12 protein-coding genes are annotated in these 11,788 nt (G+C 66.2%); 7 read left to right on the forward strand and 5 right to left on the reverse strand.

Annotation, left to right across the window (positions count from 1 at the left end):
- The first annotated feature begins 43 nt into the window (after positions 1-43).
- A complete protein-coding gene (locus tag AC1DUR_RS04260; RefSeq protein WP_477721308.1) occupies positions 44-952 on the forward strand; it encodes a phosphoribosylaminoimidazolesuccinocarboxamide synthase in 909 nt (302 codons plus the stop codon).
- A gap of 195 nt (positions 953-1,147) precedes the next feature.
- Here the strand turns inward: AC1DUR_RS04260 and trxA are convergent, their stop codons facing one another.
- A complete protein-coding gene (gene trxA, locus AC1DUR_RS04265; RefSeq protein ID WP_477721309.1) occupies positions 1,148-2,047 on the reverse strand; it encodes a thioredoxin in 900 nt (299 codons plus the stop codon).
- A gap of 196 nt (positions 2,048-2,243) precedes the next feature.
- On the opposite strand from trxA, the gene purE reads away from it, so the two are divergent.
- Genes purE through AC1DUR_RS04280 form a run of 3 tightly spaced genes read left to right on the forward strand, consistent with a single transcriptional unit; the run spans position 2,244 to position 4,971 of the window.
- Positions 2,244-2,750, forward strand: coding sequence for a 5-(carboxyamino)imidazole ribonucleotide mutase (gene purE / locus AC1DUR_RS04270; RefSeq protein ID WP_477716372.1), 507 nt, complete (start codon positions 2,244-2,246; stop codon positions 2,748-2,750).
- The gene (locus tag AC1DUR_RS04275; protein WP_477721310.1) at positions 2,747-3,976 is read left to right on the forward strand and encodes a 5-(carboxyamino)imidazole ribonucleotide synthase; all 1,230 of its coding nucleotides are present in this window, start codon (positions 2,747-2,749) and stop codon (positions 3,974-3,976) included. Before purE ends, AC1DUR_RS04275 begins: the two co-directional genes overlap by 4 nt.
- Entirely contained in the window at positions 3,976-4,971 is a 996-nt protein-coding gene (locus tag AC1DUR_RS04280) for an L-threonylcarbamoyladenylate synthase (protein WP_477721311.1), read from the forward strand. Before AC1DUR_RS04275 ends, AC1DUR_RS04280 begins: the two co-directional genes overlap by 1 nt.
- A 12-nt stretch (positions 4,972-4,983) precedes the next feature.
- Here the strand turns inward: AC1DUR_RS04280 and cutA are convergent, their stop codons facing one another.
- The 3 genes from cutA to dacB form a co-directional block, all read right to left on the reverse strand.
- The gene (gene cutA, locus AC1DUR_RS04285) at positions 4,984-5,334 is read right to left on the reverse strand and encodes a divalent-cation tolerance protein CutA (RefSeq protein ID WP_477721312.1); all 351 of its coding nucleotides are present in this window, start codon (positions 5,332-5,334) and stop codon (positions 4,984-4,986) included.
- Between the two features lie 155 nt (positions 5,335-5,489).
- Positions 5,490-5,765: a SemiSWEET transporter gene (locus AC1DUR_RS04290; RefSeq protein ID WP_477721313.1), complete on the reverse strand. Its 276-nt coding sequence runs from the start codon at positions 5,763-5,765 to the stop codon at positions 5,490-5,492.
- Positions 5,762-7,306: a D-alanyl-D-alanine carboxypeptidase/D-alanyl-D-alanine endopeptidase gene (gene dacB, locus AC1DUR_RS04295; protein WP_477721314.1), complete on the reverse strand. Its 1,545-nt coding sequence runs from the start codon at positions 7,304-7,306 to the stop codon at positions 5,762-5,764. The genes AC1DUR_RS04290 and dacB overlap by 4 nt, the downstream gene beginning before the upstream one ends.
- Positions 7,307-7,513: 207 nt before the next feature.
- Between dacB and tsaB the strand changes: the two genes are divergently transcribed.
- From tsaB to AC1DUR_RS04310, 3 genes are read left to right on the forward strand one after another with little or no spacing between them, the layout of a single operon-like run.
- Positions 7,514-8,305 (forward strand): tRNA (adenosine(37)-N6)-threonylcarbamoyltransferase complex dimerization subunit type 1 TsaB, encoded by a 792-nt coding sequence (gene tsaB / locus AC1DUR_RS04300; protein ID WP_477721315.1) that lies wholly within the window; start codon positions 7,514-7,516, stop codon positions 8,303-8,305.
- A gap of 18 nt (positions 8,306-8,323) precedes the next feature.
- Positions 8,324-8,827: a ribosomal protein S18-alanine N-acetyltransferase gene (rimI, locus tag AC1DUR_RS04305; RefSeq protein ID WP_477721316.1), complete on the forward strand. Its 504-nt coding sequence runs from the start codon at positions 8,324-8,326 to the stop codon at positions 8,825-8,827.
- A 22-nt stretch (positions 8,828-8,849) separates the two neighbouring features.
- A complete protein-coding gene (locus tag AC1DUR_RS04310) occupies positions 8,850-9,701 on the forward strand; it encodes a uracil-DNA glycosylase family protein (RefSeq protein ID WP_477721317.1) in 852 nt (283 codons plus the stop codon).
- A gap of 3 nt (positions 9,702-9,704) precedes the next feature.
- Here the strand turns inward: AC1DUR_RS04310 and AC1DUR_RS04315 are convergent, their stop codons facing one another.
- Positions 9,705-10,601, reverse strand: a complete 897-nt coding sequence (locus AC1DUR_RS04315; RefSeq protein WP_477721318.1) for a DMT family transporter — start codon at positions 10,599-10,601, stop codon at positions 9,705-9,707.
- Positions 10,602-11,788 lie beyond the last annotated feature (1,187 nt).

Genomic DNA, 11,788 nt, shown 5'->3' on the forward strand with positions numbered 1-11,788 from the left:
GCGCGGGCTTTTTCACTTTTCCACCCACCAAGACCTTCAAGCGATGACTGCTGCGCTCCATACCTCCGCCCTGACTTCCCTGCCCCTGCTCGCCCGCGGCAAGGTGCGCGACAACTACGCCGTGGGCCAGGACCGGCTGCTGATGGTGGCCAGCGACCGCCTGAGCGCGTTTGACGTCATCCTGGGCGAGCCGATTCCCGGCAAGGGCGCGCTGCTCACCCAGATGGCGCTGTTCTGGTTTGCCAAGCTGGGCCACCTCTGCCCCAACCACCTCACGGGCGAGGCGCCTGAAAGCGTGGTCACGGCCGCGGAGCTGCCCCAGGTCACCGGCCGGTCCATGCTGGTCAAGCGCCTGAAACCCCTTCCCGTGGAAGCCGTGGTGCGCGGCTACCTGGCCGGCAGCGGCTGGAAGGAATACCAGGACAGCCAGTCCGTCTGCGGCGTGCCCTTGCCGGCCGGCCTGAAAAATGCCGGCCAGTTGCCGGAACCTATCTTCACGCCGGCCGCCAAGGCCGAGGTCGGCGAGCATGACGAGAACATCAGCTACGAGCAGGTGGAGAAGGTGGTGGGTCCTGAGCTCGCCGCCCAGATCAAAAAGATCAGCATCGAAATTTACAAGACCGCGGCGGCCTTTGCGCTGACCAAGGGCATCATCATCGCGGACACCAAGTTCGAGTTCGGCCTCGATGAAAACGGCACGCTGACCCTGATGGACGAGGTGCTGACGCCCGACTCGTCACGCTACTGGCCCATCGAAGGCTACGAAGCCGCCTACGCCGCCGGGCTGAACCCGCCGAGCTATGACAAGCAGTTCGTGCGCGACTGGCTGGAGGCCGTGCGCATCAACGGCAAGCCCTGGGACAAGACCCCGCCCTCGCCGCACCTGCCACCCGATGTGATTGCCAAAACCGCGGCCAAATATCAGGAGGCTTTAATCCGGTTGGCGGGTTAAAGAGCCCCCCCTGTCTCGGCTCACTTCGTGTAGCCGGAACCCCCCAAGGGGGGCGGCGCCTGCGGCCGGGCGAAGCCCGTTCCGCGGCCTCTGCTTAACAAGACATCAAACCCAGTGGGGGCCAGGGTCCGGCTTTGCCGGCCCTGGGCGACCGCCCCCTGCAAGGGGGGAGGAGGCCGAAGGCCTCCACGGGGGTTAACTCAATACTATGCTGCTCAGGCGGCGCCGGTAGGTGGCCACCGTCGGGTCCTCGGGCGGAATCTGCCCGTCGGCCACCTTGGGTTTGGGCGCTTCCATGATGTCGAGCACGGCGATGTAGGTTTTGCGCGCCAGGTCCTCGTTCCAGCTTTTGTCACGCATCAGGATCTCCAGCAGCTCGTCCAGCGCCCCGGTCCATTGCTGTTGCGCCATCAGCCAGCGGGCCTTGTCAAAGCGGGCTGCAAAGTCCCGCTTGTTGGCGGCGATTTTTGCATCAAATCCGGCTGATGCGCTTTCTCCGAGTGCATTAATGGCTACAAAATCAATCGCATCCATCCAGCGTTTGAGCGAGTCAAAGCGCCGCACCACCGACGTTTGGGTAATCACCGGTGCAAAGGCCACCTTGGCGTCGTCTTCGTGTCCCAGGGTCAGCAGCAGCTTGACGTAGTCGAAGCGGGCATTGTGGTCGGCGGGGTCGGTCGCCACGGCATGCTGCAGTTTTTCAAGGATGGCGGCGGGGTCCGTGCTTTCTTCTTCAAGTTGAAGCTCCTGCTCTTCAGGCTGTTCCTCCGCCGGCGGCAAATGCTTGTCCAGAAACTCCTTGACCTTGCCTTCGGGCAGGGCGCCGGCAAAGCCGTCCACCGGCTGGCCGTTCATCATCAGGATGCAGGTGGGAATGCTGCGGATGCCGAAGGCAGCACCGAGTTGCTGCTCCTGGTCGGAATCGATCTTCACCAGCTTGAAGCGCCCGGCGTAGGTCTGCTCGACCTTTTCCAGAATAGGCCCGAGCGACTTGCAGGGGCCGCACCAGGGCGCCCAGAAGTCAATCAGCACGGGGGTGGTCATGGAGGCGGCAACGACTTCCGCTTCAAAGTTGGCAAGGGTGACGTCAATCATGATTCGGCAAAAAGGGAGTTTAAAAGGATGTTTTCAGCCGGCGGGCGGCTTGTCAAATGCTTTGTTGCGCGCACCCGGTCGGGGGCCATCGACAGCAGGCCAGACGATAGCACGCGTCGGGGCATGGGCCCGAGCCCTTAAAATCATGGGTTCCGGGCACGCAGCCGCCCGCAGACTCTTGGCTTGAAGGTCCACTATGACAACGCACAATCCGGTCCGCCCCCTCGTGGGTGTGGTGATGGGCTCCAGCAGCGACTGGACCACCATGCAGCATGCCGTGCAAATCCTCCAGCAGTTCGGCGTGGCGCACGAGGCCCGCGTGGTGTCGGCCCACCGCATGCCCGATGAGCTGTTTGCCTATGCCGAACAGGCCGCCGGGCGCGGCCTGCAGGCCATCATTGCCGGTGCCGGCGGTGCGGCCCACCTGCCCGGCATGCTGGCCGCCAAAACTGCGGTGCCCATCCTGGGCGTGCCCGTGGCCAGCAACCACCTGCAGGGTGTTGATTCGCTGCACAGCATTGTGCAGATGCCCAAGGGGGTACCGGTGGCGACGTTTGCCATCGGCAATGCCGGTGCGGCCAACGCCGCGCTGTTTGCGGTGGCCATGCTGGCAACGCACGACAAAACCCTCGCCGACAAGCTGCAGGCTTTCCGCGCAGAGCAGACGGCCGCTGCGCGCGCCATGACGCTGCCTCCCGCATGAGCCCGGCACCGATGTTGCCTGTGCTTCCCGGTACGGTGTCGGCCGACGGCCACCCGGCCACGCTCGGCGTCATGGGCGGCGGCCAGCTGGGCCGCATGTTTGTGCATGCCGCCCAGCGGCTGGGCTACTTCACCACCGTGCTGGATCCGGACCCGCACAGCCCGGCTGGCTATGTGAGCCACCACTTCATTCAAACCGCCTATGACGATGCCGACGGGCTGGCCCAGCTGGCCGCGCAGTGCGATGCCATCACCACCGAATTTGAGAACGTGCCCGCCCAGGCGCTGACCGCACTGGCCGCCACGCGCCCGGTGGCGCCGGGTGCCGCCGCCGTGGCGATTGCCCAGGACCGCATCGCCGAAAAAGACCACTTCGTGGCCTGCGCCGGCATCTCGGGTGTGAGCTGCGCGCCCTTCGCGGTGATCGACAGCGCGGCCGCGGTCGAGGCGGTGCCCGATGCCCTGTTGCCCGGTATTCTGAAAACCGCCCGCCTGGGCTACGACGGCAAGGGCCAGATGCGCATCAGGACCCGCGAGGAGCTGCTGGCCGCCTGGACGGCGCTCAAGCAGGTGCCCTGCGTGCTGGAGCAGTTGCTGCCGCTCAAGGCCGAATGCTCGGTGCTGGTGGCACGGGGCTGGGATGGCGGCATCGTCAGCTTCCCGCCGCAGCGCAATGTGCATGTCGACGGCATTCTGGCCGTGACCCATGCCTATGCGTCAAACATGCCTGCGGCCCTTGCCGTACAGGCGCTTGCAGCGACTAAGTCCATAGCGGATCATGTGGGCTATGTCGGTATTTTGTGCGTCGAGTTTTTCGTGATTGACGATGGCAGCGAGCATGGCGCGCTGGTGGTCAATGAAATGGCGCCGCGCCCGCACAACAGCGGCCATTACACGCTGGACGCCTGCGATGTCTCGCAGTTTGACCTGCAGGTGCATGCGATGGCCGGCCTGCCCCTGCCGCAGCCGCGCCAGCATTCGCCCGCCATCATGCTCAATCTGCTGGGCGACCTGTGGTTCGATGCCCAGGGCAAGGAGCACACACCCGACTGGCAGGCCGTGCTGGCGCTGCCCGGTGCCCATCTGCACCTGTACGGCAAGCTGCACGCGCGTACGGGCCGCAAGATGGGCCACCTCAACATCACGGGTGCCGATGTCGCGGGCGTGCAGGCCACGGCGCGCAAGGCGGCCGCCATCCTCGGCCTGCCGGGCCTCGAAGACCACTGATGATCCTGCCCGGCGCCGACCCCCAAGCCATTCTTGAAGCCGCCCGCCGCATCCAGGCCGGCGGGCTGGTGGGTTTTCCGACCGAAACGGTATATGGCCTGGGCGCCGATGCCTCGAGCGACCAGGCCGTGGCCGGCATTTTTGCCGCCAAGGGCCGGCCCGCAGACCATCCGTTGATCGTGCATGTGGCCGATGCGCAGCAGGTGGCCGATTACGCCAGCAGCGTGCCGCCGTTTGCGGCCCGCCTGATGCAGGCCTTCTGGCCCGGGCCGCTCACCGTGATATTGCCGCGCCGGGAGGGTGTGGCTGCAGCCGCTGCCGGTGGCCAGGGCTCGATCGGGCTGCGCTGCCCCTCGCATCCGGTGGCGCTGGCTTTTTTGCAGGCGTGCGCCACTGGCGTGGCCGGGCCGAGTGCCAACCGTTTTGGCCGCGTCAGCCCCACCACGGCGCAGCATGTGCAGCAGGAGTTTGGCGACAGCTTGCTGGTGCTCGATGGCGGACCGTGCGAGGTCGGCATCGAGTCAAGCATTGTCGATTGCACGCGCGGCCGCCCGGTGCTGCTGCGCCCCGGGGTGCTCACGCGCGCGCAGCTGGAGGCCGCGTGCGGCGAGCCGGTGCTGGACAAGGACGAACTGGCGCGGGAAGCGGCCGGCCTGGGTGATGCGCCGCGCGCCTCCGGCACGCTGGAGGCACACTACGCGCCCCATGCCAAGGTGCGCCTGATGGACGCCGGCGCGATACAGACCGCGCTGGATTTACTGGGCGCGGACGCCGCCCACATCGCGATCTATGCCCGCAGCATCGTGCGCATCAAGTCCGATCAGGTGCTGTACCGGCGCATGCCGGACGACGCAGCGGCCACCGCGCAGCAGCTGTTTGCCGTGCTGCGCGACTTTGACGCCAAGGGCGTGAAACTGATCTGGATTGAACACCTGCCCGCCACGGCAGCGTGGGACGGTGTGCGCGATCGGCTGGCACGCGCTGCTGCCAGCTGAAGGAGCACGGGCCTAATCCTGCGTACCCGCGTCCACCCATTGCAGGTAGTCAGCGGAGCCGGCGGTGATGGGAACCTGCACGATCTCGGGCATCTCGTAGGCATGGTGCGTGCGAATAAATTGCGCCAGTGCCTCAAACCTGTCCTGGCGCGTCTTGATGGACAGGCTGTATTCGGGCGAGCGGCACAACTCACCTTTCCACACATAGAAACTCTCGATCGGCTGCATCTGGACACAGGCGCCCAGTCGCGCCTCGACGATCTGGCGCGCCAGGGTTTCGGCCTGCGCCAGATCGGCCGTTGCGGTCAGCACGATGCAGTAGGGCGTGGCGCCCTGCGTTCCGGTTTGCTTCGCAAGCGCCATGCTGGCCTCCCGAGGTGTGCGGTTGACTGTCCGGCAAACAGATCCGCCGGGTGCCCGAAATTCAGGCAACGCACCGGCGACCCGCGCCAAATGGCATTGTGACCTGCTTGTGCGCCGGTCATCAACAGGCTTGTCCACACCAGGCTGGAATAACTTCAATGGTTCCGGCGGTACCTTAATTTCATGCCGAGGATGGCCAGCGCCAAAGCCAGCGTCACCGCATTGGCGATCACGATGGGCCAGGCGCGCAGCAGCAGGCCGTAGGCCAGCCACAGCGCCACCCCAATCGCAAAAAAGCTGTACATGCCCAGTGAGACGCCCCGGACATCGCGCGTTTTGAAGGTCAGCCAGGCTTGCGGCAAAAAGCTCAAGGTGGTCAGGCAGGCGGCCAGGGCGCCGACCAGATCGGTTACGTTGATCGACGGGGTCATTTGCTGCCTTCCTTCACCGCCCAGTTCACCAGCGCTTCCAGGGCGGGCCGTGCGGCCGGCGCATTCGGATGGTTGACGACGGCTACCACCACCAGGCGCCTGCCGCTCGGCGTGTGCACATAGCCGGCCAGCGCATTGGCGTCGCGCAGCGAGCCGGATTTCAGGTGGGCCCAACCCTGCGACACGCGCGATTTGCTGCGCCTGAGCGTGCCGTCCACGCCGCTGATCGGCAGCGAGGCCATCAACTCGGGCATGGCGCCCGAGACATAGGCGGTCTGCAGCAGGCGCGCGAGCCCCTGCGGCGTTGCACGCTCCAGCCGCGACAGGCCTGAGCCGTTGTCCAGCACCGGCATGTCCTGCTCGCCCAGGCGTTCGCGCCACCAGCTGCGCACCACCTCGCGCGAGGCCTCGTTGCTGGCCGCGTAGTCAGGGCCGCCCGTGCGCGGCTGGCCTGGTACGCCCTGCACACCCTGTACCAGGCTGAGCGTCAGGAACAGCTGCTGCGCCATCACGTTGTTGCTGTATTTGTTGATGTCGCGAATCACCTCGGCCAGCGTCGGCGACACCACCTCGAAGGCCGGTTTCACGCCCAGGGGCGCGCGGCCCTCGCGGACCCGGCCGCCCAGGCGCCCGCCCATGTCCTGCCACAGGCCCGCCACGGCCCGCTCCGCGTAACTCGCAGGGTCGATGTAGGCCACGGGCCAGACCTTTTCGCCGCAGCCTGCCGGGTAGCTGCCGCTGAAGGTGATGCGAAACGGGTCGCTGAAGTCGGCCTTCAGCCGTCCCCGGTAGTCGCCGCACTCCAGCAGCGAAGCGCCTGCACCCTGGCCCGCCGACAGCGGCACGCTGGCCTGCATCTGCACATTGGCCAGGGGCGGCTCAAAGCTCACATTGGCGATGCCGCTGCCGGGATGGGGCGCAAAGGTCATCACCACCGATTTGTAGTTGATCAGCAGCGCGTCGGGCGCAGCGTTGTAGGGCCGCAGCGGTTCGCCGTCAAAGTCACCCGGGTTTTGCGTGCTGGGGGCAAACGCGCTGCGGTCCAGCAGGATGTCGCCGGTGATGCTCTTGATGCCCAGGCCCTGCACCCGGCGCAGCAGCAGCCACAGCCGCTCCAGCACCAGCTTGGGGTCGCCCCTGCCCTGAATGATGAGGTTGCCCTGCAGCACACCGTCCGCGACGGTGCCGTCGACATACACCGGTGTGTTCCAGGTGAATGACGGGCCCAGCAGCTCCAGGGCGGCGTAAGTGGTCACCAGCTTCATGACCGAGGCCGGGTTCATGGCAGCGCTGGCGCGCCAGCTCAGCAAGGGGGCGGACTGGCCGGTCTGGCCATTCAGGGCCGGTGCGGCGTCCACCACCACGGCGGCCAGTGCGTCGCGCGGCACCTTGGCCTGCGCCAGCAGGGCAGCCACTTCGGGGGGCAGGGCCTGGGCCGTTGTCTGGGCGGCGGCCGGGATGCTTGTCAGGCTGGCCAGCCCGGCCAGCAGGCCGGCAGCCAGGTGCGCCGTCAGGCGGGCGCGGGGTGGGTTGAAAAGCATCAGGCGATTATCTGCGTTGGCCCGCGCCGTCACCAACCCTGCAAAACCCCCGCCAAAGCGCCAGGCCGGATAATCAGGGAATGCGTGTTCGTGGCCGGCGGCCTGCCAACCCGGCTGGCAGGTGCCAGGGCCGAACAGGCGCAACGATACTAACTATGATTTTGATAGCTACTTCTGCCCCCAATATTTGGGACTGGGCTTTGCTTGATGCCTGAAATCCGGAAATTCCTGGCGTTTGACACCAGCACCGATCGCATGTCGATTGCGCTGACGGATGGCGTGCGCGTCTGGCAGCACAGCGGCGCGGGTGGCGCACAAGCCTCGGCCACGCTGATTCCCGCGATCCTGGCGCTGCTGGCCGACGCGGGCCTGGCGCTGGGCCAGCTGGATGCGATTGCCTTTGGCCGCGGCCCCGGCTCGTTCACCGGCTTGCGCACGGCCTGCGCGGTGGCGCAAGGCCTGGCGTTCGGCGCCAACGGCGGGGCTGGCATGCCGGTCTTGCCCATCGACACGCTGATGGCCGTGGCCGAAGAGGCCCGGTTCCAGCAGCATCAGGCGGCCGGCAACCCTTCCGGCGCGTCCTCCGTCCTGCGGGTGACGGCGCTGCTCGATGCGCGCATGGATGAAATGTATGTGCGGAGCTATGAATTCCACGGGGATGCCTGCGCGCCGCTGGGTGAGTGCGAGCTGATACGGCCGGAAAACCTGGTGCCGGAGCCGGCCACCGGCTTGTGGGCCGGGAATGTGTTCGGCGTGTATGCCGACCGTCTGCCCGCAGGGCTCGCGTCGCTCACCCGGCTGGAGGCCTTGCCCACCGCCACGGCCATGCTGCGGTTGGCCCCGGCCCTGGCCGCCGCCGGGCATTGCGTGGATGCCGCGCTGGCCCTGCCGCTGTACGTTCGCGATAAAGTAGCGCTTACCACCGACGAGCGGGCCGAGGTCAAGGCCCGGGCGGCGCTGTCGGCCCTGACGGCCGCCAGCCTGGCCCATCCTGCCTGAACCCGCTTGCAGTCCTTCATGAACGCTGTTTTCAAACCCCTCGAAGCCCAGTTCGAAGCCATGACGCCCGCATGGCTGGAGGCGGTCGTGCGGGTGGAACAAAGCGCTTACGACCATCCCTGGACCCAGGGCAATTTCACCGATTCGATCAATGCAGGCTACCAGGCGCAGCTGCTCACGGCTGGCGAACACGTCGGGCTGTCTGCCGGGCGCGCGCCGCAAAACGAGTTGCTGGGCTATTTCGTGGCCATGAAGGGTGTGGACGAGGTGCACCTGCTCAACATCACCGTGGCACCCACCCATCAGCGGCAGGGTTGGGCCCGGGTGATGCTGGACGCGCTGGTCCTCTGGTCGCGGGGGCAGGGCGCCCAGTGGCTGTGGCTGGAAGTGCGCGTGAGCAACGTGCGCGCCCAGGCCGTTTATGAGCGCTATGGTTTTCGCCATGTGGGCACGCGTCGCAACTACTACCCGGCCACAGCGTCGCGGCGCGAGGACGCCATTGTCATGAGTCTGGCCCTGTGAGTTCCATCGCGAGGACCTTCCGATGAGCCTGAGCCTCGACAAGCGCCAGCGCGCCATGTTGCGCGAAATGGGCGTGCGGGTCTGGCTGCCCCAAGCGCCGGTCCAGCCACCTGTGGAGGTCGACGTCGAGCCTGCCATGGCTGCGGTGCTTCCTCGTGCCGAGCTGGCGGGGGCTGCGGGCCATCCCCCTGCCGACAAGCCGAACAGGCCGGCGGTGGTGCGAGACGGTTTCGTGCCTGTGCAAGCGCCCCAAGTCCCCCAAGCCCCGGCATCCCAAACATCCCCGGCACCCCGCGCCGAAGCGCAGCCCGGCAGCGGGCCGGCACCCCGCGCCGAGGCGCAGCCCGGCAGCGGGCCGGCGGGCTGGCGCCTGGGCGCCCCGCAGGCGCTGTATGCCGAGGGAGCCCAGGCGCACGGCGCGCGCTGGCTGGTGCTTGCCGAAACGCCGGCCGCGGCCCTGCAGGCCGAGCCTTTCACCCCCTTCCTTGGCGATGCCGGCAAGCTGCTCGACAACATGTTGCGCGCGGCCCGCCTGAACCAGGCCGGCGTCGTGCTGCTGGCGCCGCTGGTCCGGCTGGCGGCTTCCGGCACGGCGGCTGCCGGCCTGCAGGCGGCGCTGGCGGATCTGGCCGCCCATGCGCTGCCCGATGTGGTGCTGGTGATGGGCCGCCTGGCGGCGCAGGCGGTGTTGCAGTCCACCGAGCCCCTGGGCAGGCTCCGGGGCCAGGTGCACCGCGTGCAGGGTGCAAACACCGTCGTGACCTACGATGCCACCTACCTGCTGCGCAACCCGGCCGACAAGGCCAAGGCCTGGGAAGACCTGTGCCTGGCCATGCGCCTGGCCGGTGGCGCTACAACATCCCGGCCCAGCTGATTTTCAGCCTGTCTTTCCCGGTTTCGGTGAGCGGCCGGGCATCAGCACCGACGCGATGGCTGCTACCATCAGCGCCACGGCGGTCCAGTCCTGCCAGTGCAGCACTTCGCCCAGGCCCAGCGCGCCCGAGAAAACCCCCAGCACGGGAATCATCATCACGCTCAGGCTGGACGCGACCGGCGGCAGGGCGCGCGCCAGCGTGAACCAGGCGGCATGGGCAAAACCGAAAATCAGCACGGCGTTGTAGGCAATCGCGGCCCAGGTCTGCGGCGACGGCGCCCGCCACTGGGCCTGCTCGAACGCCAGGCCCAGGGCCGTCATCACCACGGCCGTCATGACGGTCATCCAGAACGAAAGGGTCAGGGTCGCGGCAGCGATTGTGGTGTTGCGCAGCCGCTGCGTGCCGAAGGCCCACACCGCGGCGGCCACCAGCGCGCACAACACGCCCAGCGGCCGGCCCGACAGGTGGATCAGCTCGGTCCAGAGCAGCAGGGCCACGCCGAAGGCGGCCGCCGCCACGCCCAGCCAGTGGCGCGGCTCCAGGCGTGTGCCAAAAAAACAGGCACCGAGCAGCGCTGAAAAAATCGGCATGGTGTAGCCCAGGATCGCGGCGCGTCCGCTGCTCAGATTTTTCACGGCCAGGATGATCAGCGCATGCCAGACAAACATGTTGGCAAACGCCAGCCAGAACAGTTCGCGGTAGTTGCCTTTCGGCACATGAAAAGGGACTTTCAGGAGCACCATGGCCAGGCCCAGCACCGGAATGCCGAGCCAGATCGACATGGCGCGGAAGGTCAGCGGCGGAAAGCCGGTCACGCCCGCTTTCATCACGGGCCAGTTCAGGCCCCAGGCGAGCGTCAGGAGGACAAGGAGCAGGAGCTGCTGGCGATTGAGTTGCATGCGGATGCGCCGGTGTACTGGAGGGCCGGCGCTGATGAACGTCGGATGGGTGGGTGGGTGTGGATTGTCCCGGTTTGCGTGAAGGCGTGCTGAACGCCTGTGGTTCCGGTCCGCGAAGCGAATCGTGGGGGGCTCTAATAGCCAGAAGTGGCAGCTCTCCAACCCAGCAGGGGCCGCGGGACTGGCTTTGCCAGACCGCAGGCGCAGCGGCCCCCTCGGGGTGCAGGGAGCTACACGCTAGTAGAGCGACCGTGGGGGCCACACTTCTTACAATAAGCCCATGGTGCGACTCGAAGTCGCTTCATTCGATCCTTGTGATCGTCTTTATCAGTGGATGGTTGCCCTCTCAGGAGGCTCCATTCTGCCCCCCTCAAAAGGGGTTAACTTTGTAGCAGCCAAATGGCTCTATTTGGCTGCTCCAGCCCGCTCCCTCAGGGCGCGGGAATGGTGAATTGCGTTCCCAAGGGACGCAATTCGTTGCCAATCAGAGACATATTTCCGCAAGGAAAGGCCTTGTTACTTCTTGCTGCAAATTAATTTGCAGCAGGTTGTACTGGTAGGGGAGCGTAACCGCTCTCTGTGTCTTGTTTTCCACCAAAACCACCCCTGGAACGGGGTGACCTTCACCACACGTGCGTCCTGAGTAATCGGGGGGTGCGGAGCTGTGGTTAAACGTCCCGTGCCCCGGCACACAGGTCATGCGCGAGCTTGGCCGACTCACAGAACAAGACTGTGCGGAGACGCGAAGGTACAGGGCATGGGAAATGTAATGTGAACTCTCGTTTGAACCGTCGTGACTATTGAGCAGCTTACGCTTGTCTCTCCCGCAAAGGAGGAGCTGCGGCCAAAAGGCACGGAGTCAGGATGCGCATGTCATGGACTTCGCATCGTTCCCAAAACGACTTCCGGCGGATAGAGAGTCCCTAAACCCCATCGGTCTGGTAGCCACCAGACTGGGCACAGAGGGAAACGAGGTAAGCCCCACTCACCGCCAGCCCCGCAAGGGGCTGGCAACCCGCGAGCAATCAAAGGCCATGGTGGAGGGGGTAAAGGAAGAGGCAAAAAGCGAATGCCGGTCTGTAATGGATCGGATAGGTCATGCCTAAGCGAAAGCGAGCAGACTTGCCTCAGGTGCGACAGCGTAAAGCCGTTGCGACTTTATCAATGACCCAGAGGGTATCTGACCC

The organism is Polaromonas sp. P4_F4, from assembly GCF_056401355.1.

Bases quoted from the DNA above. Each gene is read 5' to 3' on its own strand.
- AC1DUR_RS04260 (WP_477721308.1), top strand. From the start codon at position 44: ATGACTGCTGCGCTCCATACCTCCGCCCTGACTTCCCTGCCCCTGCTC.
- trxA (WP_477721309.1), bottom strand. From the start codon at position 2,047: ATGATTGACGTCACCCTTGCCAACTTTGAAGCGGAAGTCGTTGCCGCC.
- purE (WP_477716372.1), top strand. From the start codon at position 2,244: ATGACAACGCACAATCCGGTCCGCCCCCTCGTGGGTGTGGTGATGGGC.
- AC1DUR_RS04275 (WP_477721310.1), top strand. From the start codon at position 2,747: ATGAGCCCGGCACCGATGTTGCCTGTGCTTCCCGGTACGGTGTCGGCC.
- AC1DUR_RS04280 (WP_477721311.1), top strand. From the start codon at position 3,976: ATGATCCTGCCCGGCGCCGACCCCCAAGCCATTCTTGAAGCCGCCCGC.
- cutA (WP_477721312.1), bottom strand. From the start codon at position 5,334: ATGGCGCTTGCGAAGCAAACCGGAACGCAGGGCGCCACGCCCTACTGC.
- AC1DUR_RS04290 (WP_477721313.1), bottom strand. From the start codon at position 5,765: ATGACCCCGTCGATCAACGTAACCGATCTGGTCGGCGCCCTGGCCGCC.
- dacB (WP_477721314.1), bottom strand. From the start codon at position 7,306: ATGCTTTTCAACCCACCCCGCGCCCGCCTGACGGCGCACCTGGCTGCC.
- tsaB (WP_477721315.1), top strand. From the start codon at position 7,514: ATGCCTGAAATCCGGAAATTCCTGGCGTTTGACACCAGCACCGATCGC.
- rimI (WP_477721316.1), top strand. From the start codon at position 8,324: ATGAACGCTGTTTTCAAACCCCTCGAAGCCCAGTTCGAAGCCATGACG.
- AC1DUR_RS04310 (WP_477721317.1), top strand. From the start codon at position 8,850: ATGAGCCTGAGCCTCGACAAGCGCCAGCGCGCCATGTTGCGCGAAATG.
- AC1DUR_RS04315 (WP_477721318.1), bottom strand. From the start codon at position 10,601: ATGCAACTCAATCGCCAGCAGCTCCTGCTCCTTGTCCTCCTGACGCTC.